Raw genomic sequence first — 24,503 nt, 5'->3', positions numbered from 1 at the left:
TCGCTCCAGAGTTCAATGCCGCCCTCCCGCCGCACAGACAAGCACAAGCACAAGCACAAGCTCGCGCGTCAGTTGTCCTGCAGGAAGCTCTTCACCCCTTCGGCCACACGAACGCCAGAGGACATACAGGCCGTGAGCAGATAACCGCCCGTGGGGGCCTCCCAGTCCAGCATTTCTCCCGCACAGAAGACACCAGGCAGGGCGGCACACATCCCCCGCGCATCCAGAGCCTCCAGACGAACTCCGCCTGCAGTGCTGATGGCCTCATCGATGGGGCGCGGTGCAATCACCGTCAAAGGCACCGCCTTGATCGTGGATGCCAGGCGTTTCATGTCCGCCACCGCCATGCCATTCTTGCCGAGCACCTCATACAGCAAACCCGCCTTGATGCCATCAAGTCCCAGGCGTCCTTTGAGATGACTGCTGAGGCTGCGCGAGCCGCGCGGCCGCATCACCTCCTGCTGCACACGCTGCGCACTCCACTGCGGCAGCAGATCCAGCTCGAAGTGCGCAGCGCCCTGACGGGCAATGCAGTCCCGCAACAGGGAGGAGACCGCATAGATCAGGCTGCCCTCCACCCCGGTCTGCGTCGCCACAAATTCACCTTGACGTTCAAAGCCGGCGCCTTGCTCATCCACAAACTTCAAAACCACCGACTTGAATGGCTGCCCGGCAAAGCGCTGCGCAAAGACCTCACTCCAGCCGGCCTCACGCCCTTGCGGCCAGCCCACATCAAAGCCGCAGTTGGCCGCCTGCAACGGGGCAATGCCCACCCCCTTGCCCTGCAGCAACGAAACCCAAGCACCGTCCGAGCCCAGACGCGCCCAACTGCCTCCGCCCGTCGCGAGCACCAAAGCCTTGCAGCCGATCTTGACCCTGGCACTTTCTGTCTGAAGAACCGGCTTGCCATCCTCTGCCCAGCCGATCCAGCGGTGACGCATATGAAACTGCACGCCCTGCGACTTCATACGCACCAGCCAGGCACGCAGCAGCGGCGCTGCCTTCATATCCGCAGGAAACACTCTTCCCGATGTCCCCACGAAGGTATCAAAGCCCAGCTCTTTGACCCAGGCCTGAAGCTCGCTCGCACCCCACTTTTCGAGCCAGGGGGTCAAATCTGCAGAGCGGCAGCCATAGCGAGTCACAAAGCTCGAAAACTCCTCGGAGTGCGTAAGATTGAGACCGCCTTTGCCCGCCATGAGGAATTTGCGAGCCGCCGAGGCTTTCGCCTCGAACACTCTGACCGACAAGCCGGCCTTCGCCAATTGCTCGGCCGCCATCAAGCCTGCAGGCCCGGCACCGATCACAGCCACATCACAGATCCATTCGGAATCGGCCATCAAGGGCTCCGAGACACTCATACTTCTACCACCTCAATCTGCTGGCAGCCACCGGCCGCCAAAGGGTGCGCAGAATACCACTGACAGCATTTCTGCAATATTGCGGGCACTATTAGCGCGATAGCTGCAAACAACCAGCCACACACCGTGGCAGGAGATGAGTTTCTGTCACAATCAAGTCACTAGGCGAATAGACCGCCTACCTTTTTGATTCAAGAAAATCCAGGACTACAAATGGCCAGCGAATTGATCAAGCACATCACGGATGCAAGCTTTGAGTCTGACGTACTGCAACCCGGCACGACCGTGCTGGTGGATTACTGGGCTGAATGGTGCGGCCCTTGCAAGATGATCGCCCCCATCTTGGACGATGTGGCCGAAGGCTACAAAGGCAAGGTGCAGATCGCCAAGATGAATGTGGACGAAAACCGTGAGATCCCTGCCAAGTTCGGCATTCGCGGCATTCCCACGCTGATGTTGTTCAAGGACGGTCAACTGGCCGCCACCAAGGTTGGCGCGCTGAACAAGACACAACTGTCCGCCTTCCTCGACCAGCACATCTAATGCATTCCACAAACAGAGCTCCCAATGGAGCTCTGTTTGCTTGCGGGCACCCTCTCCCCCCCCTCATTTGTATCTGCTACAGTCCCGGCACAGGCTGCAGATGACAAGTGCGCAATAAATTGCTTGCAAGCTGCGCCAGTTTTCCTGTCATAATGTATGAACCGCCGGCAACCGCATGGGACCGCGCTGGATTTTCTTCAGGCAAGCCTGCCCACTTTCACAGTGTTTCGTTAGGCTCTACGCCTCCCCCCCTGGTTATTCTCACTCCACGCTTGGAGTCTTTTCATGCACCTTAATGAACTCAAGGCACTGCACGTGTCTGAAGTCTTGAAGCAGGCCGAAGCGCTTGAGATCGAAAACGTCGGTCGCATGCGCAAGCAGGAACTGATGTTCGCCATCATCAAAAAGCGCGCCAAGGCCGGTGAACAGGTCTTCGCCGACGGCGTGCTGGAAATCCTGCCCGATGGCTTCGGCTTCCTGCGTAGCCCCGATACCAGCTACACCGCCAGCACCGACGACATCTATATCTCGCCCAGCCAGGTGCGCCGCTTCAACCTGCACACCGGCGACATGATCGAAGGCGAAGTGCGCATCCCCAAGGATGGCGAGCGCTACTTTGCCCTGACCAAGCTCGACAAGGTCAACGGCGGCCCACCTGAGCAAAACAAGCACAAGGTGATGTTCGAGAATCTGACCCCTCTGTTCCCCAAGGAGCAGATGCGCCTTGAGCGCGACATCAAGGGCGAAGAAAACATCACCGGCCGCATCATCGACATCATCGCCCCCATTGGCCGCGGCCAGCGCGCGCTGATCGTGGCACCGCCCAAGAGCGGCAAGACCATGATGATGCAAAGCATTGCGCACGCCATCACCGCCAACCATCCCGATGTGCACCTGATGGTGCTGCTGGTGGACGAGCGCCCTGAAGAAGTGACGGAAATGCAGCGCTCGGTGAAGGGCGAAATCATTGCCTCCACCTTTGACGAGCCAGCTACCCGTCACGTGCACGTGGCCGAAATGGTGATCGAGCGCGCCAAGCGCCTGGTGGAACTGGGCAAGGATGTGGTCATCCTGCTGGACTCCATCACCCGTCTGGCCCGCGCCTACAACAACGTCGTGCCCTCATCGGGCAAGGTGCTGTCGGGCGGTGTGGACTCCAACGCACTGCAGCGCCCCAAGCGCTTCTTCGGCGCGGCCCGCAAGGTGGAAGAAGGCGGCTCGCTGACCATCATCGCCACGGCACTGGTCGACACCGGCAGCCGCATGGACGAAGTGATCTTTGAAGAATTCAAGGGCACCGGCAACAGCGAACTGCACCTGAACCGTCGCCTGTACGAAAAGCGCGTGTTCCCGGCCATCGAACTCACCAAGAGCGGTACACGCCGCGAAGAGCTGCTGCTGGCTCCCGAGATTCTGCAAAAGACTCGCATCCTGCGCCAGTTCATGTACAACATGGACGAGATCGAGTCCATGGAGCTGATGATCAAGAACATGAAGGCGACCAAGAACAATGTCGAATTCTTCGACATGATGCGTCGCGGCGGCTAAGGCCTCTTCGTGCATCGAAACAACAAAGCCCCGCCTTGCGGGGCTTTGTTGTTTCTGGCGCTTGACCCCATTGATTGACATAGCTCAAACTGACTTGCAAGCCGCCCCTCAATACTAGGGATACACATCTATACAAATCTTGCGATAACCGGAGGCCAAAAGCTTTCAAGTCGCGGGTTCTGCATTCATGCCCCCTTCAGCACATCGCACACCACCCTACAAAACCACACCGATGCGCCTGCTGGCAACAGCTGCATTGCTGACAGCGCTGGCAGCCTGCAGCCCGACGGTGCCGATTCTTCAGCCACAGGCCCAGGCCAAGCTACCGGACAAGTGGCCTCAGGAGTGGACAAAAAAACAAGAGCGCGCTGCGCCAGCCAATACGGCATCGATTGCCTGGCAGGACTTCTACCTGGACCCCAACCTGCAGGAGCTGATTCGCGCAGCTCTTGCCCACAATCAGGACCAGCGCCTCGCCTTGCTGCGTGTGCAGGAAGCCCAGGCCGCCTATGACATACAGAGTGCTGCTCGACTGCCGACGATCGGCCTGGGCAGCAGTCATGGCAGAGCACGTGTTCCCGCCGACCTCAACGCCAGTGGCCGCTCCGTCGTCGCCGGCGATCAGCAGGTCTTTGTCGGCCTCAACAGCTGGGAGCTCGATCTCTGGGGCCGTGTCAAAAGCCTCAGCGATGCCGCTTTAGGCAATTATCTGGCGCTGGATGCCACGCAGCATGCGGTTCAATCCAGTCTCGTCAAGCAGGTAGCGCTGAATTATCTGGCCCTGCGCAGTCTGGATGAGCGCCTGGCCCTGACCCAGCGCACGATTGCCAGCCGCGAGGAATCGCTGCGCATCTTCAAGCGCCGCACCGAGGTGGGCTCCACTTCACGCTATGCGCTCACGCAGGTACAGACTCTGGTTCACCAGGCCAAGGCCATAGGCACCCAGCTGGCACAGCAGCGCGCGCTGCAGGCCAATGCACTGCAGCAGCTCACCGGAGTGGATGCAGACCGCTTGCCACAAAGCAGCTCCACCGCCGTGGTCCTGAAGCCCATTCCCGAAGGCCTGCCGTCCGATCTGCTGACACAGCGCCCCGACATCATTGCGGCCGAGTACGGCCTGCAGGCCGCCAAGGCCAATGTGTCTGCCGCACGCGCTGCGTTTTTGCCTCGCATCGCCCTGACCGGCAGCTGGGGCACCGCCAGCGCGGAGCTTGACGGCCTGTTCAGAAGCGGCAGCCGTGCCTGGCAGTTTGCTCCCACGGTGTCGCTGCCGATCTTTGACGGCGGCCAGCGCCAGGCCAACCTGAATCTGCAGGCCGTGCGACAGAGCATGGCGGTCGTCCAGTACGAAAAAACCATAGAGACCGCGATGCGCGAAGTGCTGGACGCACTGTCCAGCCGTACCCTGCTCGAGCAGCAACTCGTGGTGCTGAGCGATCAGCGCGCTGCACTCAAGGAACGCGCCCGACTGGCCCGGCTGCGCTATGACCAGGGCGCCTCGCCCTATCTCGATGTGCTGGATGCCGAACGCGACCTGCTGAGCGCCGAGCAGCAACTGGTTCAGGGCCGCGAAGCCCTGCTGTCCACCCAGGTCGCGCTCTATGCCGCTTTGGGTGGAGGCTACTACGCTCAAGGCCAGAGCAGCGCCCCCACCTCTGCCGCCCTCCAACCTTGACCAGCGAATCCATGTCCATGAACAAGAAATTGACCATCGCCGCGCTCATCGTTGCCGCCGCCGCCCTGGGCGCTTATGGCTGGCAACAATGGCGCAGCGCACAGGCATCCGAAGGGCTGATCAGCGGCAACGGCCGCATCGAAGCCACCGAAATCGACGTCGCCACCAAATACGCCGGCCGCATCGCTGAAATCCTGGTGCAGGAAGGCGAATTCGTGAAAGCCGGTCAGCCACTGGCGCGCATGCAGATCGAGAGCCTGCAGGCTCAGCAGCGCGAAGCCATAGCCGGCCGTGAGCGTGCCTCTCATGCGGTGACTTCGGCGCGCGCCGAAATCGCGCTGCGCGAAAGCCAGTACGCGGCCACCATGGCCACTGTGGCCCAGCGCGAAGCCGAACTGGATGCGGCGCTGCGCCGCGTCAAGCGCTCCGAGACACTGGCGCGCGAAGGTGCTTCATCGGAGCAGGAGCTGGACGACGACCGGGCACGCGTGCGTGGCGCCCAGGCCGCGCTCAAGGCCGCCGAGGCACAGGCCACGGCCGCCAAGGCGGCCATCGACGCGGCCAAGGCCCAGACCATTGGTGCGGAATCGGCGGTGACGGCCGCTGCCGCCACCGTCCAGCGCATCGATGCCGATGTCAAGGACAGCGAGCTCACCGCCCCGCGCGACGGCCGCGTGCAATACCGGCTGGCCCAGCCCGGCGAGGTGATCGGCGCCGGCGGCAAGGTGCTGAATATGGTGGATGTCTCGGACGTCTACATGAGCTTCTTCCTGCCCGAGACCGTGGCAGGCCGGGTGGCCCTTGGCACCGAGGTGCGCATCGTGCTGGATGCGGCTGCCCAATATGTGATCCCGGCTCAGGTGTCCTTTGTCGCCAGCACCGCCCAGTTCACGCCCAAGACCGTGGAGACGGCCAGCGAAAGACAGAAGCTGATGTTCCGCGTCAAGGCACGTATTGCTCCGGATCTGCTGCAAAAGCACCTGACCCAAGTCAAGACAGGCCTGCCCGGCGTGGCCTGGATCAAGCTCGATAAAGAGCGCGAATGGCCGGCCAAGCTGGAGCTGCGCACCGGCGACGCCGACGCGTCGGCCTCGTGAACGCTGCGATCCCATTTGCCATGACCCAGCATGTAGCCACCTTGCGCGATGTGACGCTCGCCTACGGCAAGACGCAGGCGCTGCGCGGACTGAGCCTGGAGATTCCCGCAGGCATCATGGTCGGCCTGATAGGCCCTGACGGCGTGGGCAAATCCAGCCTTCTGTCGCTGATTGCAGGAGCGCGCGCCCTGCAGGGCGGCGAGATACAGGTGCTGGGCGGCGACATGCGCAGCAAAAAGCACCGCGATGCCGTCTGCCCCCGCATTGCCTACATGCCTCAGGGCCTGGGCAAGAATCTCTACCCCACGCTGTCGGTGGAGGAGAATCTGCAGTTCTTCGGGCGTCTTTTCGGCCATGACGCGGCCGAACGCCGGGCGCGCATCGACGACCTGACCCAGAGCACGGGGCTGCAGAAATTCCTCTCCCGCCCTGCCGGCAAGCTCTCGGGCGGCATGAAGCAGAAGCTGGCGCTGTGCTGCGCCCTCATCCACGACCCCGACCTGCTGATTCTCGATGAGCCCACGACCGGCGTGGATCCGCTGGCGCGCGCGCAATTCTGGGATCTGATCAACCGCATTCGCGGCCAGCGCCCGCAGATGAGCGTGATCGTGGCCACGGCCTATATGGACGAGGCCCAGCGCTTTGACTGGCTGGCGGCCATGGATGACGGCCTGATTCTGGCCACCGGCACCCCCGCCGAGCTGCTGGCGCGCACCGGCATGCCGGCGCTGGAGGCCGCGTTCATCGCCCTGCTGCCCGAGGAAAAAAAGCGCGGCCATGCCGCCGTGGTGATCCCGCCGCTGCAGACCAGCGATGACGACATCGCCATCGAGGCGCGCGATCTCACCATGCGCTTTGGCGACTTTGTGGCCGTGGACCATGTGAATTTCCGCATTCGTCGCGGCGAGATCTTCGGTTTTCTGGGCTCCAACGGCTGCGGCAAATCGACCACCATGAAGATGCTGACCGGGCTGCTGCCCGCCAGCGAGGGCGATGCCTGGCTGTTTGGCAAGAAGATCGATCCGCATGACGTGGCCACGCGCCGGCGCGTGGGCTATATGTCGCAGGCCTTCTCGCTCTACGGCGAGCTGACCGTGCTGCAGAACCTGGTGCTGCACGCCGAGCTCTTCCACGTGGATCCGGCCGAGATCCCTGCGCGGGTCGAGGAAATGCTCACCCGCTTCGGGCTTGCCGAAGTGCGCGAGACGCTGCCCGGCAATATCCCGCTGGGCATGCGCCAGCGCCTGTCTCTGGCCGTGGCCATGGTGCACAAGCCGGAGCTGCTGATTCTCGACGAACCCACTTCGGGCGTGGACCCTGTGGCGCGCGATCAGTTCTGGCGCTTGCTGATCGAGCTCTCGCGCCGCGACCGGGTGACGATCTTCATCTCCACGCACTTCATGAACGAAGCCGAGCGCTGCGACCGCATGTCCATGATGCATGCGGGCAAGGTGCTGGACAGCGACCGGCCGGCAGCCCTGACCGCCAAGCGCGGCGCAGCCACGCTGGAGGAGGCCTTCATCGGCTATCTGGTGGAGGCCTCGGGCGAGGCAGCGCCCGTGCTCGATATCAAAAAAGAAGCTACTACCGCTTGTCCTGAATCATCTTCAGCATCAAAACACCCTGATTTCAATGCTGATAAAGCGCAGCAAGCTACTGTTTCTGCAGCACACTCCAGCGGCACCGGCTTCAGCCTGCAGCGCCTGTGGAGCTATCTGTGGCGCGAGTCGCTGGAGCTGCAACGCGATCCCGTGCGGGCCACGCTGGCCCTGGTGGGCTCGCTGGTGCTGATGGTGGTGATCGGCTTCGGCATCAGCATGGATGTCGAAGATCTGAAGTTTGCCGTGCTCGACCGCGACCAGAGCACCATCAGCCAGAACTATGTGAACAATCTCGCGGGCTCGCGCTATTTCATTGAAATGCCTCCCATCCAGGACTATGCGGACCTGGACCGGCGCATGAAAAGCGGCGAGCTGGCACTGGCCATCGAGATACCGCCCGGCTTTGGCCGTGACGTGCTGCGCGGCTCGAAGGCGGCCGTGGGTGCCTGGTTCGACGGTGCCATGCCTCAGCGCGGCGAGACCGTCAAAGGCTATGTCCAGGCGATGCACCAGCTCTGGCTGGCGCAGCAGGCGCGCGAGCGACTGGGCATACAGCTCACCAGCCAGGTCAGCCTGGAGACCCGCTTTCGCTACAACCCCGATGTGAAAAGCCTTCCCGCCATGGTGCCGGCCGTGATTCCGCTGCTGCTGATGATGCTGCCCGCCATGCTCACGGCCCTGGCCGTGGTGCGCGAAAAAGAGCTGGGCTCCATCGTGAATCTGTACGTCACTCCCGTGACCCGCATCGAGTTTCTGCTGGGCAAGCAGCTGCCCTATGTGGTGCTGGCCATGCTGAACTTCTTTCTGATGTGTGCCATGGCGGTATTCGTGTTCGGCGTGCCCATGACCGGCAGCTTCCCGCTGCTCGTCATGGCCGCCCTGCTCTTCAGCGTCATTGCCACGGGCATGGGACTGCTGGCCTCTGCCGTTACCAGCAGCCAGATTGCCGCCATGTTCTTTGCCATGCTGGGCACGTTGATTCCGGCCACGCAGTTCTCGGGGCTGACCGATCCGGTGTCCTCGCTCGAAGGCGCCGGTCGCTGGATTGGCGAGATCTACCCGGCAACCTATATGTTCGCCATCAGCCGCGGTGTCTTCAACAAGGCGCTGGGCCTGCACGACCTGGCACCTACCTTGCTGCCGCTGCTGATTGCCGTTCCCGTGATCATGGGCGTGGCCATCTGGGCCCTGCCCAAGCAGGAGAAGTGATGAAGCTCCCCCTGAGTCGCTGCGCGCCTTCCCCCTCTCTCGCTGCGCGGGAGGGGGACATGCGGGCAACCGACGACAGCCTCGCTGCGGGGCGGTGCGGCCGGCCCAGGCCCTTGCTCGGTGTCCCTGCGTTGGGCCTGCGCTTGTTCAGAGCGTCTTCTGCTTCACGGCACACCTTGGACTTTTACGATGTTGCATAGCCTCAAGAATATCTGGCGCCTGGGCGTCAAGGAGCTGTGGAGCCTGTGGCGCGACCCGGTGATGCTGGTGCTCATCGTCTACACCTTCACGGCCTCGGTGTACACCGCAGCCACGGCCATGCCCGATACGCTGCACAAGGCGCCGATTGCCATCGTCGACGAAGACCAGTCGCCGCTGTCCGCACGCATCACCTCGGCCTTCTACCCGCCTCAGTTCATGCCGCCGCAGATGGTGGATTTCAGCCATGTGGATCCCGGGCTGGATGCAGGCGACTTCACCTTCTCGCTGACCATTCCTCCCAACTTCCAGCGCGATGTGCTGTCCGGCAAAAAGGCCGAGCTGCAGCTGAACGTGGACGCCACACGGATGAGCCAGGCGTTCTCCGGCAGCGGATATGTGCAGCAGATCGTGCTGGCCGAAGTCAACGAGTTTGTGCAGCGCCACCGGGGAGCGAGCGCACTGCCCGTGGCCCTGGAGCTGCGCGCCCGCTTCAACCCCGGACTGAACAAGATCTGGTTCGGCGGGCTGATGCAGATCATCAACAACGTCACCATGCTCTCCATCATCCTCACGGGCGCGGCGCTGATCCGCGAGCGCGAGCATGGCACCATCGAGCATCTGCTGGTCATGCCTGTGACGCCTACCGAGATCATGCTGGCCAAGGTCTGGTCCATGGGCGCCGTGGTGCTGCTGGCGGCAGGTGTCTCGCTCAATCTGGTCGTGCGCGGCGCGCTCAAGGTGCCCATCGAAGGCAGTCTGCTGCTGTTCATGGCAGGCTCGGCCCTGTGCCTGTTTGCAACGACGGCCATGGGCATCTTTCTGGCCACGGTGGCGCGCAGCATGCCGCAGTTCGGCCTGCTGATGGTGTTGACGCTGCTGCCGCTGCAATTGCTGTCCGGCGGCATGACGCCCCGCGAATCCATGCCCCAACTGGTGCAGAACGTGATGCTGTTCGCCCCCACCACGCATTTTGTGGAGCTGGGTCAGGCGATTCTGTATCGCGGCGCCGGCATAGAAACCGTATGGAAGCCCTTTCTGTGGCTGGCGGGAATCGGCGCCGTGCTGTTCTGGCTGTCGCTGATGCGGTTCAGAAAAACCTTGTCGAGCATGGCCTGAGAGTTGCGTCAGGCCAACGCCCTGGACATTGCCTCCAAGGCCTCGGCCCTCACAGGCTGCTGCTGCAAGAGCAGCCCTCAGGCTCACGCGGCCATCCAGGCGGGCACCGATGCGGCCAGGCTGCATCCGGCGCAAGAGAGCGAAGCCATTCGGCAAAGCGCGCAACCGCCCAGCCTCTGCTCTGGGCCGCCATGAATATCTGCATGGCGCCTTCAAGCCCGGCCGCCACTCGATGCGCGTCAAAAAGACGATGAATGCGCGAGAAGCCGCTCCGTATCGCGGGCGGCCACCCACTCCTCATTGGTGGGCTCAACCCCCACCAGTACCCGGCTGTCTGCAGATGAAATGACCGGTGCATGGGCTGCATTGGCCTGGCCATCCAGCCCCAGACCCAGCCACGCCAGAGCGGCGCAGACGCGGGCGCGAATCTCCTCGCTGTGCTCGCCAATGCCCGCCGTGAACACCAGCATGTCCAGCCCGCCCAGCGCAGCGGCCAGAGAACCGATCTCGCGCACGATGCGGCGCACAAAGAGGTCCAGCGCGATGCGCGCGCGCTCGCCGGACTCACCTGAATCCTGGACATGGCGCAGGATCACGCGCGGCTCGGACGAGATGCCCGAGACGCCAAGCAGCCCCGAGTCGTGATAGAGCAGACTCCCCACCTCCTGAAGCGTCAGTTTCTCGATCTCCATCAGATAGAGCACGGCCCCCGGGTCCAGCGCCCCGCTACGGGTGCCCATCATCAATCCGTCCAGGGCCGAGAAGCCCATGGTGGTCGCCACGCTTTGCAGCTGCTGCATGCCGCACAGACTGGCGCCGCTGCCCAGATGGGCGACGATGGTGCGCCCCCTGGCCCGGTCGCCATGACGCTCGGCCAGCGCGGTCGCCATATAGGCATACGAGAGCCCGTGAAAGCCATAGCGGCGCACACCGCGCTGCCACCATTCGTAGGGCAGTGGAAGGATCTGCTCCACCTTGGGCAAGCTGTGATGAAAGCCTGTATCGAAGCAGGCAATCTGCACGATGTCGGGCCGCTCGCGCAACAGGATCTCGATGGCCTCCAGCGCAAACGGCTGATGCAGCGGTGCCAGCGGCACATAGCTGCGCAAGTCTCGCAACACGCCTGCATCGATGCGGGTGGAATCGAAATACTTGCTGCCGCCATGCACCACCCGATGGGCGATCGCCGCCACGGGCCGGTCCTGGAGCCTGGCCGTGATGCGCTCGCGGATGATGCGCAGCGCATCGCGATACGGGTGCTCTGCGCCCAGTTCGATGGCAAAGGGCGGGACGCCGGTTTCGCCGAAGTCGGGAGCGGGCCCGCCAATGCCCTGCACCTTGCCGTTCCACAGGGGATTGCGCGGCAGGGGACTAGCGGCCTCGAAGACGGCGAACTTGATGCTCGACGAGCCGCAGTTCAGGACGATGATGACGGAATTGCTCATGTCAGTGCCTTTGTCTGCCGAGAGAGCACAGGCCGCAGCAACTGCCGGCCTGGCACCATCGGCCCTGCTTTTCAGGGCGGCGTCTGCCGGTAGTGATGTGCGAGCAACAGCGCAATCGCACAGGATGCAATGCGGGATTCGCGCGAATCCGCGCGGCTGGTGAGCACGATGGGCACCTTGGCGCCAAGCACGATGCCTGCGCTGGCGGCACCGCCCAGGTACATGAGCTGCTTGGCCAGCATGTTGCCGCTTTCCAGATCGGGCACCAGCAGGATGTCGGCCTGACCGGCCACCGGCGAAGTGATGCCCTTGGTGCGCGCTGCCTCGATGGAGACGGCATTGTCGAAAGCCAGCGGTCCGTCCAGCACGCCTCCGGTGATCTGGCCCCGGTCGGCCATCTTGCACAGTGCGGCAGCATCCAGTGTCGCGGGCATGTTGGGGTTGACCGTCTCGACGGCGGCGAGGATGGCGAGCTTGGGCTTGGCCACCCCCAGAACCTGTGCCAGCTCGATGGCATTGCGTGCGATATCGGCCTTCTGCAACAGATCGGGGGCCAGATTGATGGCCGCATCGGTGACGATGAAGGGGCGTGGATAGCTGGCAGTCTGCAACACAAAGCAATGGCTTACACGCCTCTTGGTGCGCAACCCGGCACTGCCGGCAACGACAGCCGCCATCAGCTCGTCGGTATGCAGGCTGCCTTTCATCAGTGCCTCGACTTCGCCGCTGGCGGCAAGTCTGGCACCACACTCGGCTGCTGCATGGCTGTGCGGCACGTCCTCGAAGCGCAGGCCCTGCAGCTCAAGCCCCTGCGCAAGAGCGATCGCCTCCAGCCTCGCGCGCGGAGCGATCAGTACCGGCTCGATCAGCCCCAGCCGATGCGCATCAAGCGCGGCGGACAGGCTGGTGGCATCGCAGGGATGGACGACCCCCACACGAACCGGCGGCAACTCCTTGACAGCCGCCAGCAGCCGGGCCAGACCGTGATGGGAGGCAACGTCAAGTGGCTGCGCTGCGCCGCCTGATGACAGGGAGACCGCCTGCTGCGGGGATGGCTGCCGAGGCGGTGCATCGTGGACGCAGAGCAGCGTCAGCGTGCTCGCGTCACGGGAGGCAACGGTGAGGCGCAGACTGTCGCCGACGGCTATGCCCTCAAACGGCTGCTGCGTCATGTCTGGGCTCCGTTGACTCATCGCGCTCCTCTCTTGCCGCGTTGTGCGGCAGGTTTACGTCGCTCAGCAGCCGCAGCCCGCAGGGGAGTTGCAGGAGCCTGTGCCAAAGCCGGCGCCAGCTCCAGAGGCTCCTGGATACGAGGCTGCTGCGCCAGCGCGGCCTGCTCGAACAAGGCCTGTACCTGCTGCAAGGCATGTCTCACGGCGTCATCCTCCGCGCCTGGCTCCTTATCGATGGCTGCCATCTGGGTGATGGCTTCAGCGGCCTTGCGGATGGTGTCGGCAGGCGTGTTCTTCAGCAGGCCGGGAATGGCTTCGATGGCGGCGCTGCCGCATTGCCTCATCACCAGGGTCTGCTCGCGGATGGCGGCTCGCAGCTCGGCCAGAGTCCAGCGCCCAGGCGCTTGCTGCTCCAGCAATTGCGCAGCCAGGTGGTAGTAGCGCTCGTCCACAGCGCGACGCTGGGACAGCACGCTCAGCAAGCCGCGCAGCGTGGCTTCGAGCACGCCCCCCTGATCCACACTGCTCTCGATCTGGCGCTGCCTGTCCGCCATCAGCGCCAGATGCTCGGGGGTGGAGCCTGGATGCTGGCGCACCGCGGCGCTCTCGCCATAAGCATGCCCAGCCAGCGCCTGCATGAGCGGCGAGCCATAGAGCATGTCGAACCACAAGGCGTAGATATGGTCTCGCCGGTCGCGGAAATCATCGAGAGCGCGATCCAGTGCGCCCGAGCACCGCTGCTGCATCTCCAGCCAGGGATTGGCTTCGTCCACGGGCTGGCGATGTTCACGTATGTATGCGGCGCTGCTGCGTATCAGCGACGCCAGCGGGTGCTGGCTGCTCCAGGCCTCGAATTGCAGGCGCATGGGATGCAAGGTCTGCAACCAGTGTGCCGATTGGGAAGTGCTCAACGCACGCACCCAGGGTTGCCATAGGCTGCGATACAGGGCCAGGTTGATATCGGATACCCGGGCCGCCGCGTCGAAACGGCGATCGGACTCGGGATCGGGCTTGACGATATCGCGCACTTCATCAATGCCGCTGGCACGGATGCTCAACAGATAAGGATCATGGAGCAGCTTTTGCTCCTGCTTGGTGGCATCGTCCACGCTGGCGCGATAGATGCCTGCCGGCAGCAGATTGATCTGCTCGATGGCGCTGGCGAACTTGCGGTGCTGCTTGCTGCCGACGGCGCCCGAAACAAAGATGCCCAGATGACCGATGCTGTCGTGCGTGCTGAAGATGATGGTCTGGTCATGCGCGCGCACGTCGTCATCGCTGGCGTACAAATCGGTGATCCAGCCCAGAGCCTGGGGCGGCGGCGTGATGTTGTCGCCATAGGAGCAGAACACCAGGATGGGCGAGCGGATATTGCGCAGATCGATGCGCACACCGTCCGAGGTCAGCAACTGGGCCGTCGACAGCCTGTTGCCTATGAACAGATTGTCGACGATGTACTGCATCTCCACATCGTTGAGAAAGACATAGCCGCCCCAGTATTTCTCGAAGTCGATATAGCGCTCGGCTTCGGTGTCGACGTTCGCATAGACCTTGTACTGCTTGCTCCACAGCGTGTTGGCCGGATCGAGCTGCTCGAAGTTCTGCACCAGATGGGCGCCGTCGAAGCGGCCATTACCGAGATCGCTGGCCAGAGCCGTCATCCAGCTGCCCCCGAGAAGCCCGCCCGAATAACGCATGGGATTGTCACCGGCCCAGTACGACAGGGGCGCTCCGGCAACGATGATGGGCCCGAACAGCTCGGGCCAGACAGCGGCCGTCATCAGGATCTGCCAGCCCGCCTGGCAGTTGCCGATGACCGCAGGCTTGCCCTCACTCTCGAGGTGAAGCTCGGCCACGCGACGCATGAACGCGGCCTCGGCACGCATCACATCCTCCACCGTCTGACCAGGTACGGGATCAGGCAGAAAACCGACGAAGTAGCAAGGGTGGCCGGCCTCCAGCGCCGCACCGATCTCGCTATGGGGCTTGAAGCCACCTATGCCCGGGCCATGCCCGGCGCGTGGATCTATCACGACGAATGGTCGCTTGGCAGGGTCGGCAGGCCGGTCTTCGGACGCCTGAATGCGCACCAGGCCGTAGTTGACCGGTCTTGGGAGGTCCAGCCCCGACATCACGAGTTCTGCGGGGAAATGCAGCACATTCGGCGTCCTGGCCTCACGCTGGGTCCGGTACTGGTCACCCACCTGCCGCTCGATGTCGGCATACAGCACGGCACGTTGAGCGGCATCCACCGCATAGGCCCCGACGGCCCGCCACCATGCAAAAGGATCAACAGACCCGCTGGTAGACGGACCGACCCCGCTGGGTTTGCTCATGTCGTGCTCCCGAAGTCACAATCTTCTCACTCAAGAAGATTCAAAAACAATAGCCTCCAGCGCTTTATGGATCGCCACAAAACGCCGAAAACATCGGATTTTTTGCAATGGAGGGCCAGCTGACCAGCCGGCCCGCAGGCGGCAGCGCCGCCATCTTTAGCTGAAGCTACGCCAGCCTGCTGCCTACTTCCGCGCCGCTTCGCCGCTCTTGGCCTGAGCGGGGTCCTGAGCTGCCGGCGTCCAGGCAGACAGCCATTGCTTGAAGATGTCCTGCAGTGGCAAAGCGGGCAGATTGGGCGCGCTGTCTGCACGCAGGGCCTCGGCCACCGATTTTTGCCAGGCCTCCAGGGCCTGCTGCAGACCGCTGGCAAAAGCCTGCTGGTTCTTGATCGCGATATCGCTGGCGCTCTTGGCATCACTCATGCGGTCCTCGAGCCTGCGCATGAACGCCTCGGCGGGCAGGCTGGCCAGTGATTGCCAGTCTTCGGCACGCAACACGCTTTGCAGCTCCGCCGTGGTTTCACTGATGCCGGCAGCACTGCTCTGCTGCGCGGCTGCCAGCCAGCGATGGCCACTTTCACGCATCAGCTGAGCGATGCGCAGTTGCAGCTCGGCATTGGCCTTGAACAGATTCAGGGGGGTCGCTTGAATACTCATATCGTTCTCCCTATGGTGATGGTGGTGCCTATCGAGAGGCTGGCGGACCGTCCGGCATATCACCGTGACCAAACGGCTTTTGAAAACTCAATGCCCGAGCACGTACTGGCCCGGAGCGTCATACAAGGGCCCGCCGCCAGTGCCGCCCATGCGCGGCGGAGCTATCGGTGTGCCGGATCTGTTTTTGAGCCACTCGTGCCATGCCGGCCACCAGGAGCCTTGGCGCTGCTCGGCCTCTTGCTGCCACTGCTGGGCAACAATGTCCTGAGCGCCGACAGAGCGCGTGAGCAACTGGTAGCGGCGTCGCGGATGGCCGGGCTCGCTGACAATACCGGCGTTGTGGCCGCCACTGGTCAGCACAAAGGTGATTTCAGCCGCAGTGTGGTGGTGCAGCTTGAATACCGATTGCCAAGGCGCTACATGATCGGTGAGCGTTCCCACACAGAAGATGGGCACTTGCAGATTGAGGAGCGAGACCGGCTTGCCATCGACCGGATAGCGGCTTTCACTGAGGTCGTTATTCAGAAACAGACGGCGCAGGTATTGCGAGTGCATCCTGGCTGGCATGCGCGTGGCGTCGGCATTCCAGGCCATGAGATCGCTCATCGGCGCCCGCTCGCCCAGCAGGTATTGATTGACCATGCGCGACCACAGCAGATCATGGGAGCGCAGCATCAGAAACGCGCCCGCCATCTGATCGGCGCGCAGATAGCCTTGCTGGGCCATCTGGGCCTCAAGCAGGCTGATCTGCGCTTCGTCGATGAACAGCGCCAGCTCGCCAGGTTCGGTGAAATCGGTCTGCGCGGCCAGCAAGGTCATCGATGCCAGACGCTCGTCTCCATCGCGCGCCATCGCTGCTGCCGCAATGGCCAGCAAGGTTCCGCCCAGACAATAGCCTGCAGCATGCACCTTCTGCCCCGGGACGATGGCCGTGACGGCATCCAGTGCAGCACGCCAGCCCAGCTCGACATAGTCGTCCATGCCCAGATCTCGATCTCCGGCATCGGGGTTCTTCCAGGAGACGCAGAACACCGTATGACCCTGATCGACCAGATACCTGATCAGCGAATTGTGTGGCGAAAGATCCAGGATGTAGTACTTCATGATCCAGGCCGGCATGATCAAGACCGGCTCGGGATGGACCTTGTCGGTGGTCGGTGCGTACTGGATCAGCTCCATCAGCTGGTTGCGCAGCACCACCTTGCCAGCGGTGACGGCCACATCGCGCCCCACCTGAAACTCCTCGCAGCCAGCAGGCGGCTTGTTGGTGAGCTGCGCGTGCACATCTTCCATCAGGTACTGGAAGCCACGCACCAGATTCGCACCGCCCTCTTTGGCGGTACGCTCCAGAACGATCGGGTTGGTGGCAAAAAAGTTCGCGGGCGAAAGCATATCCAGCCACTGCCTGCCCCAGAACCCGACCAGATGCTCGTGATGCTTGTCAACACCTGCAACGCCTTGGCTGGCAGCCTGCCACCAGCGTTGCTGAGCGGCAAAGCCCGCACTCATGACCGTGAACGGCCATTGCTTCCATTCAGGAGCCTGAAAGAGACGCTCCGCCTCCTGCGTCTGCAGCCCGCCATAGCAAAGCCTGACCCATTCCTCCAGCGCCAGCCTTGCCAGATCCAGACGCTTTGCCGGGCTGATGGCAAGGTTGCCGGCCCAATCCATCCAGGCCTGCCATTGGGACTCGGGGGAAACCGACAGCCACTGCTGCGCCCACATCGCGCGCACAGCCTGATCAAGCTGCTGGCTGGAACTGAACTGAGCTTCGGCATTGCGGTCAACCATAGCGGCCCCTTTTTGCTGCATGGCAATAACGCAACATCTTATGCGCTGCAAAAGTTGTTGCATAGTCACGTCCTGCCGGGGGTTGAGCCACATCAAGCTCGCGCAGCCGCAAGCGCTTCGGAACGCGGCAGCCGGCCCCGAACACTAGGCTGCTGCAGCTAAAAGAACTCTGCTGCCTTGCCTGGATCAGGCCTGCCACCGGAACTATTGGCCATGATTTGCAAGCTGAACGCACGCCAACGCCCGCTGACGGGCGCGGCACAGTTTTCTCATTGTGTGCAATAATGGAGGGCTTTAATGCGGAAAGTACACCGGACAGGCTGGTGCGGCTCCCGCACTTGACCAAAGGAAAGATCATGAAAGAAGGCATTCACCCCAATTACCGCGAAGTTCTGTTCGTTGACATGTCCAACGGCTTCAAGTTCGTGACACGTTCTTGCGTTTCCACCAAGGAAACCGAAAACTTCGAAGGTAAAGAGTACCCTCTGTTCAAGCTGGATACCACTTCTGAATCGCACCCCTTCTACACTGGCACACAAAAGTCGGTGGACAACATGGGTGGTCGCGTGGAGAAGTTCCGCAACCGCTTCGGCAAGAAGTAATTCTTACTTTTTTGCTGAAAAGGCAGCCCGGGCAACCGTGCTGCCTTTTTCTTTTTTGGGTGCCGCCCCACGAAATTCCAATGCTCCTATCATCGGAGCACCAAGCGCTTTGACTCCAAGCGCTTTCGCCTGATCTGGCGGTGCAAATTCGCACAGCCGCTACTGGATTGATTGCGTGAACCAGCCCACACCTGCCATCGTTGCCCAAAGCGCTGTACGCCGCCTGCCGCGCTGGGCCCTGCTTTTGCTGTGCCTGGCCTATGTGATTCCCGGCTTTGTCATGCGCGGCCCCTGGCGCTCCAACGACATGGAGGCCTTTGGCTACATGCGCGAGCTGGCGCTGGGCAAGACCGACTGGCTGGCCCCCAAGCTCTCGGGTCTGGCTCCCAGCATGGACGGTCTGCTGCCCTACTGGCTGGGGGCCCTGTCCTTGCAGGGGTTCGAGTGGCTGCTCGGCGCCGAAATGGCGGCGCGCCTGCCCTTCATCGCCTTGCTGGTCGTGACCCTGGGCGCCGCCTGGTGGGCGGCCTATTACCTTGCACGCACGCCCGGTGCGCAGCCCGTGGCCTTTGCCTTTGGAGGGGAAGCCCAGCTCATCGACTATGCCCGCGCCATGGCCGATGCAGCCTTGCTGGCACTGGTTGCCTGCCTGGGCCTGGCCCAGCTCTCGCACGAAACCACCAGCTATGTCACACAGCTGGGCTGCACGGCGCTGCTGTTCTTTGCCGCTGCGGCAATGGCCTATCACCCGAGGAAGTCAGCCGCGGCACTGCTATTTGGCATGCTGGGATTGGCCCTGAGCGGCGCCCCCACTCTTTCCGTGCTGTTCGGACTTGGCGGCAGCGTGATCGCATTCACCCAGCGCAGCTGGGGCGACAATCCCGGCCGCGCCCACCGCCAGGCCCGCATCTGGGCCGCAGTCTGGCTGGGCGCCACGCTACTGGCAGCCAGCCTGACCACGGCCCTGGATCAGTGGGTCTGGCATCTGGTGGACTCGTTCAAGGACTGGGACACCCTGCTGCAACTGCTGCTGTGGTTCTGCTGGCCCGCCTGGCCCCTGGCCTTGTGGACGCTGTGGGTCTGGCGCCGGCAGATTGCACGCCCCGGCCACAACCCCCATCTGTCCATCGCCCTGCTGTTTGCCACTGTCCCTGTGGCGGCCTGCCTGAGCAGCACCCCGGCCGATCGGGCGCTGCTGCTGGGACTTCCCGCCATCGCCACCCTGGCCGCCTTCGCGCTGCCCACTTTCCGCCGCAGCATCAGCGCACTGATCGACTGGTTCACGCTGCTGTTCTTTACAGCATCCGCGATTGCCATCTGGGTGGTCTGGCTGGCGTTCCAGACCGGATTCCCACCCAAAATCGCTGCCAACATTGCGCGCCTCGCTCCTCAATTCGAAGCAAACATCTCCTGGCCCACGGTCATCGTGGCACTGATCGCCACGGCCGGCTGGTTTGTACTGGTGATCTGGCGCACCTCGCGCAATCGCGCAGCCATCTGGAAGAGCCTGGTGCTCCCGGCCGGCGGCGCCACACTGAGCTGGGTGCTGCTGTCCACTCTCTGGATGGAGCCGCTGGATCATGCTCGCAGCTATCAATTCCAGATGACACAGCTGAGCGGCGAACTCAAGCACAACGGCGCCACAAGCTGCGTGCTGACCTACGGCCTGGGCCGTTCGCAAATTGCTGCCGTGCGCTACTACACCCACGTGGATACGGCACTATTGCGCCGCAGCAGTCCCGACGACTGCAGCTGGGCACTGGTCGACGCAGACCGCTGGGCGGGCGATCACAATCGCAAGCTGCGCCAGGGCTGGAATGAAGTCAGCCGCATCACCCGTCTGGCGGGCCAAAAGGAAGTCCTGGTACTGCTCAAGTACACCGACCCCAAAGCTCCATGAAGGGGGAATTGCAGTACATAGGCCGGCATGCAGGCACCGTGCTGGCCGGACAGCTGGCCGTCATGGCCTTTGGCACCACCGATACCATCGTGGCCAGCCGCTATTCCAACGATGCCGTGGCCGCCCTCTCCGTAGGGTCGGCTATTTTCATCAGTGTCTATGCCTCGCTGATGGGCATTTTTCAGGCTCTCCTGCCCTTGTGGTCCGAGCAGCGAGGTGCCGGTCAGCCACAGGCCATCGGCCATTCGCTGCGCCAGTCCATGTATCTGTGTGCGCTGGCCTGCGTGCTGGGCATGGCGGTGCTGCTCATGCCCGGCGCACTGCTGCGCTGGACCGATGTGCCCGACGCGCTGCAGCTGGAAGTCAAGCGCTATCTGGCCGTACTGGCCTGGGGCTTGCCACCGGCGCTGCTGTTTCGCATCTACAGCGCGCTCAACCAGGCGCTCGGCCACCCCAAGCTGGTCACCGGGCTGCAACTCGTCTCGCTGCTGATCAAGATCCCCCTGTCCATCTGGTTCACCTTTGGCGGACTGGGCCTTGCACCCTTGGGAGCAGTGGGCTGCGCACTGGCCACGCTGCTGGTCAACTACACCATGTTTGCCGTGGCCCTGTGGCTGATGCGCACTCAGGATTTCTATGCTCCGCTGGCGCTTTGGCAAAGGCTGGAGCGCCCAGACTGGCTGCAGCTGGTCCGCTTCTGCCGCCTTGGCATCCCAGCAGGCCTGGCCATTCTGGTGGAAGTCACCTCCTTCACCCTCATGGCCCTGTATGTGGCAAGGCAGGGCTCGCTCTCGTCTGCCAGCCACCAGACGGCCGCCAATCTGGCCGCCATCTGCTATATGGTGCCGCTGTCTCTGGCCATTGCCACCAGCGCCCGCGTCAGCTACTGGCGCGGCGCCGGTGATGAAGCCCAGGCCAGGACGCTGATTCAACAGTGTTTCAAGCTTGCTCTGCTCATCGGTATTGCGACAGCAGCCACGCTTTTAATCGCCCGCACCTGGATTGCAGACATCTACACCGACTCCCCGCAGGTGCTGGCCATGACGTCCTGGCTGCTGATCTGCGTGGCCGCCTACCATGTGGCCGACTGCGTGCAGACCTATTGCATTTTCGTGCTGCGCTGCTATCGCGTGACCGTAGCGCCTCTGGTGATCTATTGCCTGCTGCTGTGGGGTGGCGGCCTGGGCCTTGGCTACTGGCTGACCTACCGATGGCAAGCAGCCGAAGGCTGGCGGCACTGGCAGGCCACGCCCATGCCCCTGTGGGTTTGCAGCGCGGCAGCCCTGTTTGTCACGGCCATCGCCTTCAGCAGCATTTTGCACAGAGCCATACGACCTCCAAAGCCGCAGGCCCGGCCTAGTGCCTCCTAATGAGAAAGTGCCTTGGCGGGTGGTTCAGCAGCCGCCCGCACTCGGCTGGGCGGGAAGGTGACGGCGAATTCCGAGCCCTTGCCCAGCTCACTCTGGATACTGAGCCTGGCGCCATGCCGCTGCAGCACATGCTTGACGATAGCCAGCCCCAGGCCGGTGCCGCCCGTGTCGCGTGAGCGGCTGCGATCCACGCGATAAAAGCGCTCCGTCAGACGCGAGACATGCTTTTCGTCGATGCCGGGTCCTGAGTCCTTGACGGCAAAGCGGGCCGATCCATCGGGCAGCAGTTGCCAGCGCACATCAATCTGCCCGCCGGCCGGCGTGTAGCGCATGGCATTGGCCAGCAGATTGGAAAACGCACTGTGCAGTTCTGCGCTCGCACCTGCCAGATCTCCGGCCTGCCGCAGCGCCTGCTCATCAGGAAAGTTCAGCACATGGGGTTTGGCCTGCTTGCGCGTCAAGGCATTGGACAGGCCGCGAGCCTCGTTCTCACAGCGATTGAGCAGTTGCGCCACCGACACCCAGTCATTGTTGCTGGGCAGCGGGCTGCCCTCCAGGCGCGACAAGGTCAGCAAGTCCTCGACCAGATGCTGCATGCGCTCGGCCTGCTGGGCCATCAGCTCCAGATAGCGCCTGCGCTCGTCTTCCTCAAGCGGCAGGTTCTGCAGGGTCTCGACAAAACCGGCCAGCACGGTCAAAGGCGTGCGGATTTCGTGGGAGACATTGGCCACGAAGTCACGGCGCATGGCTTCGGCCTGCTCCAGCGCAGTCACATCGCGCGCCAGCAGCAGCTTGCGCCCTTCACCATAGCCATAGAGCTGCACCGACAGCTTGACCGGCCGCGAAGGTGTGCTTTCGCGCCCCTGCATGACCAGATCATGGCTGAAGTCCTGCGCTGCAAAATAGGCACTGAACTGGGGATCTCGCACCAGATTACCGATGCTTTGCAGCACATCGCGCTCGGCGTCAAAGCCGAACTGCTTGGCGGAAATCTGATTGCACCATTCGATGCGGCCCTGTGCATCGAGCAGCACCACACCATTGGGACTGGCCTGCAAGGCAGACAGAATGTCATTGAGCCGCTGGTCGCCCTGCTGCACCTGCTGCACGCTCTGGCGAATCCAGCGGCGCATGCGCACGCTGGCCTCGCCCCAGATACCTGCCAGATTGGGCACCGCGCCCAGCTCCGACTGACGCAGCCAGTGCAGCAGACGCGCTCCATTCCAGCTGTCCACCAGCCACCATATCCAGCCGCCGATCAACGCTCCCGTCATGGCCGCCACACATTGCTGCAGCGCCGTCGCACCGGGTGCAACGAGATAGGCCCACAGCAGCCATACCGCCACGGCTGCCGCGAGCTGAGAAGCCAACAATCGAAAACCACGCCACCCCATATTTGCTTTCAGTTGTGATTTTTGACGACCCAGCCAGGCCGGGCCGAGGTTCGGGGGGAAGTGCTGTCAGGCCATGGCCTGGGCGCTGAAACGGTAGCCCGCACCGCGCACGGTCTCAATCAGAACACCCGCCACACCCAGCGATTCTCGCAAGCGCTTGACGTGCACGTCCACGGTGCGCTCTTCAATGAAGACGTGATCGCCCCAGACCTTGTCGAGCAACTGCGCACGGCTGTGCACACGCTCGGGGTGCTTCATCAGATAGTTGAGCAGCTTGAACTCGGTGGGACCGATCTTGAGCAGATCGCCCTGCCAGCTCACACGGTGGGCCGCGGCATCCAGCACCAGCTCGCCAATGCTGACCTTGTCCTGTACCTGCTCAGGCGCACGGCGGCGCAGCACGGCACGAATGCGGGCCAGCAGCTCCTGAGTGGAGAAAGGCTTGGTGATGTAGTCATCGGCCCCGGCATCCAGGCCCGCCACCTTGTCGGGCTCATCGCCACGGGCCGTCAGCATGAGAATGGGCACGGCCTTGGTACGGCTGTCGGCACGCCATTTGCGGGCCAGAGACAGACCGCTGGCCCCGGGCAGCATCCAGTCGAGCAAGATCACGTCGGGCAGCACGGCATCAAGCTCGCGCTGCGCCGAAACACCGTCTTCCGCCCAGACGGGCTGGAAGCCGTTATGCCTCAAATTGACCGCGATCAACTCTGCAATCGCAGGTTCGTCCTCCACGATGAGGACCATGGGCATCTTCTTCATCCCTGAGTAACCTCCGTCTTACAACACCGCAGATTCGATTTCAGCCATGGTCTGATGGCGCACATCCTTGCCCTCGACCAGGTAGATGATCAGCTCGGCCACGTTCTTGGAGTGGTCGCCGATACGCTCGATGGCCTTGGCCAGGAACAGCAGGTCCAGACTGGCGGAGATGGTGCGCGGATCTTCCATCATGTAGGTGATGAGCTTGCGCACAAAACCGTCGAACTCCTCGTCGATCAGATCGTCTTCACGCAAGATGGCAACCGCCGCCTTGGTGTCCAGTCGGGCAAAGGCATCCAGGGTCTTGCGCAGCAGCTCGGAAGCCATCTGGGCGGCCATGCGCAACTCGCCGCTGGGCAGCGAACGGGCCGCGCCGCTTTCGATGATGGACTTGACCATACGGGCCATCTTGCAGGCTTCGTCGCCCATGCGCTCCAGGTTGGCCGTGGCCTTGGAGAAGGCGATCAGCAGGCGCAGGTCGCGGGCCGTGGGCTGGCGGCGCGCAATGATGGACGACAGCTCATGGTCGATCTCGACCTCCATGGCGTTGACGCGCTGCTCGGTGCTGATGACCTGCTCAACCGCATCGGTGCTGAAACTGGTCAGTGCATAGACGGCATTGCTGATCTGCGACTCGACCAGACCGCCAAGCTCCATGACGCGGGCCGAGACACGATTGAGTTCGGAGTCGAACTGCGTGGACAAATGTTTTTCTGTCATTTT

General features: G+C 62.8%; 18 protein-coding genes. 9 read left to right on the top strand and 9 right to left on the bottom strand.

The window, feature by feature from the left end; all coding sequences use genetic code 11:
* Nucleotides 1-68: 68 nt before the first annotated feature.
* The gene (locus QYQ99_RS21560; protein ID WP_302089942.1) at nt 69-1,361 is read right to left on the bottom strand and encodes a TIGR03862 family flavoprotein; all 1,293 of its coding nucleotides are present in this window, start codon (nt 1,359-1,361) and stop codon (nt 69-71) included.
* 213 nt (nt 1,362-1,574) lie between these two features.
* On the opposite strand from QYQ99_RS21560, the gene trxA reads away from it, so the two are divergent.
* From trxA to QYQ99_RS21530, 6 genes are all read left to right on the top strand, one after another.
* Nucleotides 1,575-1,904 (top strand): thioredoxin TrxA, encoded by a 330-nt coding sequence (gene trxA, locus QYQ99_RS21555; RefSeq protein WP_003053480.1) that lies wholly within the window; start codon nt 1,575-1,577, stop codon nt 1,902-1,904.
* 285 nt (nt 1,905-2,189) lie between these two features.
* Nucleotides 2,190-3,452, top strand: coding sequence for a transcription termination factor Rho (gene rho / locus QYQ99_RS21550; RefSeq protein WP_302089941.1), 1,263 nt, complete (start codon nt 2,190-2,192; stop codon nt 3,450-3,452).
* A gap of 232 nt (nt 3,453-3,684) precedes the next feature.
* Entirely contained in the window at nt 3,685-5,127 is a 1,443-nt protein-coding gene (locus QYQ99_RS21545; protein WP_302093239.1) for an efflux transporter outer membrane subunit, read from the top strand.
* An 11-nt stretch (nt 5,128-5,138) separates the two neighbouring features.
* Nucleotides 5,139-6,224: an HlyD family secretion protein gene (locus QYQ99_RS21540; protein ID WP_302089940.1), complete on the top strand. Its 1,086-nt coding sequence runs from the start codon at nt 5,139-5,141 to the stop codon at nt 6,222-6,224.
* Nucleotides 6,225-6,244: 20 nt separating this feature from the next.
* Complete coding sequence (gene rbbA, locus QYQ99_RS21535) at nt 6,245-9,034, top strand: ribosome-associated ATPase/putative transporter RbbA (RefSeq protein WP_302089939.1); 2,790 nt, start codon at nt 6,245-6,247, stop codon at nt 9,032-9,034.
* A 189-nt stretch (nt 9,035-9,223) separates the two neighbouring features.
* Nucleotides 9,224-10,351 (top strand): ABC transporter permease, encoded by a 1,128-nt coding sequence (locus tag QYQ99_RS21530; RefSeq protein WP_302089938.1) that lies wholly within the window; start codon nt 9,224-9,226, stop codon nt 10,349-10,351.
* 239 nt (nt 10,352-10,590) lie between these two features.
* On the opposite strand, the gene QYQ99_RS21525 is transcribed toward QYQ99_RS21530, so the two are convergent.
* From QYQ99_RS21525 to QYQ99_RS21505, 5 genes are all read right to left on the bottom strand, one after another.
* Complete coding sequence (locus QYQ99_RS21525) at nt 10,591-11,796, bottom strand: acetate/propionate family kinase (protein WP_302089937.1); 1,206 nt, start codon at nt 11,794-11,796, stop codon at nt 10,591-10,593.
* 71 nt (nt 11,797-11,867) lie between these two features.
* The gene (locus QYQ99_RS21520) at nt 11,868-12,989 is read right to left on the bottom strand and encodes a bifunctional enoyl-CoA hydratase/phosphate acetyltransferase (RefSeq protein ID WP_302089936.1); all 1,122 of its coding nucleotides are present in this window, start codon (nt 12,987-12,989) and stop codon (nt 11,868-11,870) included.
* A complete protein-coding gene (locus QYQ99_RS21515) occupies nt 12,986-15,304 on the bottom strand; it encodes a DUF3141 domain-containing protein (RefSeq protein WP_302089935.1) in 2,319 nt (772 codons plus the stop codon). Before QYQ99_RS21515 ends, QYQ99_RS21520 begins: the two co-directional genes overlap by 4 nt.
* A gap of 183 nt (nt 15,305-15,487) precedes the next feature.
* A complete protein-coding gene (locus QYQ99_RS21510) occupies nt 15,488-15,961 on the bottom strand; it encodes a phasin family protein (protein WP_302089934.1) in 474 nt (157 codons plus the stop codon).
* Between the two features lie 87 nt (nt 15,962-16,048).
* The gene (locus QYQ99_RS21505; protein WP_302089933.1) at nt 16,049-17,752 is read right to left on the bottom strand and encodes a PHA/PHB synthase family protein; all 1,704 of its coding nucleotides are present in this window, start codon (nt 17,750-17,752) and stop codon (nt 16,049-16,051) included.
* 356 nt (nt 17,753-18,108) lie between these two features.
* On the opposite strand from QYQ99_RS21505, the gene QYQ99_RS21500 reads away from it, so the two are divergent.
* The 3 genes from QYQ99_RS21500 (at nt 18,109) to QYQ99_RS21490 (ending at nt 21,624) form a co-directional block, all read left to right on the top strand.
* Entirely contained in the window at nt 18,109-18,354 is a 246-nt protein-coding gene (locus QYQ99_RS21500) for a type B 50S ribosomal protein L31 (protein WP_003053459.1), read from the top strand.
* A 175-nt stretch (nt 18,355-18,529) separates the two neighbouring features.
* Nucleotides 18,530-20,254 carry a hypothetical protein gene (locus QYQ99_RS21495; protein ID WP_302089932.1) on the top strand — a complete coding sequence of 575 codons (1,725 nt, stop codon included), beginning with the start codon at nt 18,530-18,532 and terminating at the stop codon, nt 20,252-20,254.
* The gene (locus QYQ99_RS21490) at nt 20,251-21,624 is read left to right on the top strand and encodes an MATE family efflux transporter (protein WP_302089931.1); all 1,374 of its coding nucleotides are present in this window, start codon (nt 20,251-20,253) and stop codon (nt 21,622-21,624) included. The genes QYQ99_RS21495 and QYQ99_RS21490 overlap by 4 nt, the downstream gene beginning before the upstream one ends.
* Here QYQ99_RS21490 and phoR read toward each other — a convergent pair.
* The 3 genes from phoR to phoU all read right to left on the bottom strand — a co-directional run bounded on the left by phoR (nt 21,621) and on the right by phoU (nt 24,500).
* Entirely contained in the window at nt 21,621-22,997 is a 1,377-nt protein-coding gene (phoR, locus tag QYQ99_RS21485; protein WP_302089930.1) for a phosphate regulon sensor histidine kinase PhoR, read from the bottom strand. The two genes, QYQ99_RS21490 and phoR, sit on opposite strands and share 4 nt — an antisense overlap.
* A gap of 87 nt (nt 22,998-23,084) precedes the next feature.
* Nucleotides 23,085-23,780: a phosphate regulon transcriptional regulator PhoB gene (phoB, locus tag QYQ99_RS21480; RefSeq protein ID WP_003053455.1), complete on the bottom strand. Its 696-nt coding sequence runs from the start codon at nt 23,778-23,780 to the stop codon at nt 23,085-23,087.
* An 18-nt stretch (nt 23,781-23,798) separates the two neighbouring features.
* Nucleotides 23,799-24,500: a phosphate signaling complex protein PhoU gene (phoU, locus tag QYQ99_RS21475; RefSeq protein ID WP_003053453.1), complete on the bottom strand. Its 702-nt coding sequence runs from the start codon at nt 24,498-24,500 to the stop codon at nt 23,799-23,801.
* Nucleotides 24,501-24,503: the final 3 nt, after the last annotated feature.

The sequence above is a fragment of the Comamonas testosteroni genome, from assembly GCF_030505195.1.
Classification (GTDB): Bacteria; Pseudomonadota; Gammaproteobacteria; order Burkholderiales; family Burkholderiaceae_C; genus Comamonas; species Comamonas testosteroni_G.
This window is presented reverse-complemented; position numbering and strand designations above follow the sequence as displayed.

Excerpts from the sequence above, each read along its gene's own strand:
- QYQ99_RS21515 (WP_302089935.1), bottom strand. The coding sequence starts at position 15,304 with ATGAGCAAACCCAGCGGGGTCGGTCCGTCTACCAGCGGGTCTGTTGAT.
- QYQ99_RS21505 (WP_302089933.1), bottom strand. The coding sequence starts at position 17,752 with ATGGTTGACCGCAATGCCGAAGCTCAGTTCAGTTCCAGCCAGCAGCTT.
- rho (WP_302089941.1), top strand. The coding sequence starts at position 2,190 with ATGCACCTTAATGAACTCAAGGCACTGCACGTGTCTGAAGTCTTGAAG.
- phoU (WP_003053453.1), bottom strand. The coding sequence starts at position 24,500 with ATGACAGAAAAACATTTGTCCACGCAGTTCGACTCCGAACTCAATCGT.
- QYQ99_RS21490 (WP_302089931.1), top strand. The coding sequence starts at position 20,251 with ATGAAGGGGGAATTGCAGTACATAGGCCGGCATGCAGGCACCGTGCTG.
- rbbA (WP_302089939.1), top strand. The coding sequence starts at position 6,245 with ATGACCCAGCATGTAGCCACCTTGCGCGATGTGACGCTCGCCTACGGC.
- QYQ99_RS21530 (WP_302089938.1), top strand. The coding sequence starts at position 9,224 with ATGTTGCATAGCCTCAAGAATATCTGGCGCCTGGGCGTCAAGGAGCTG.
- QYQ99_RS21510 (WP_302089934.1), bottom strand. The coding sequence starts at position 15,961 with ATGAGTATTCAAGCGACCCCCCTGAATCTGTTCAAGGCCAATGCCGAG.
- QYQ99_RS21500 (WP_003053459.1), top strand. The coding sequence starts at position 18,109 with ATGAAAGAAGGCATTCACCCCAATTACCGCGAAGTTCTGTTCGTTGAC.
- QYQ99_RS21520 (WP_302089936.1), bottom strand. The coding sequence starts at position 12,989 with ATGAGTCAACGGAGCCCAGACATGACGCAGCAGCCGTTTGAGGGCATA.
- QYQ99_RS21545 (WP_302093239.1), top strand. The coding sequence starts at position 3,685 with ATGCGCCTGCTGGCAACAGCTGCATTGCTGACAGCGCTGGCAGCCTGC.
- phoB (WP_003053455.1), bottom strand. The coding sequence starts at position 23,780 with ATGAAGAAGATGCCCATGGTCCTCATCGTGGAGGACGAACCTGCGATT.
- trxA (WP_003053480.1), top strand. The coding sequence starts at position 1,575 with ATGGCCAGCGAATTGATCAAGCACATCACGGATGCAAGCTTTGAGTCT.
- QYQ99_RS21560 (WP_302089942.1), bottom strand. The coding sequence starts at position 1,361 with ATGAGTGTCTCGGAGCCCTTGATGGCCGATTCCGAATGGATCTGTGAT.
- QYQ99_RS21525 (WP_302089937.1), bottom strand. The coding sequence starts at position 11,796 with ATGAGCAATTCCGTCATCATCGTCCTGAACTGCGGCTCGTCGAGCATC.
- QYQ99_RS21540 (WP_302089940.1), top strand. The coding sequence starts at position 5,139 with ATGTCCATGAACAAGAAATTGACCATCGCCGCGCTCATCGTTGCCGCC.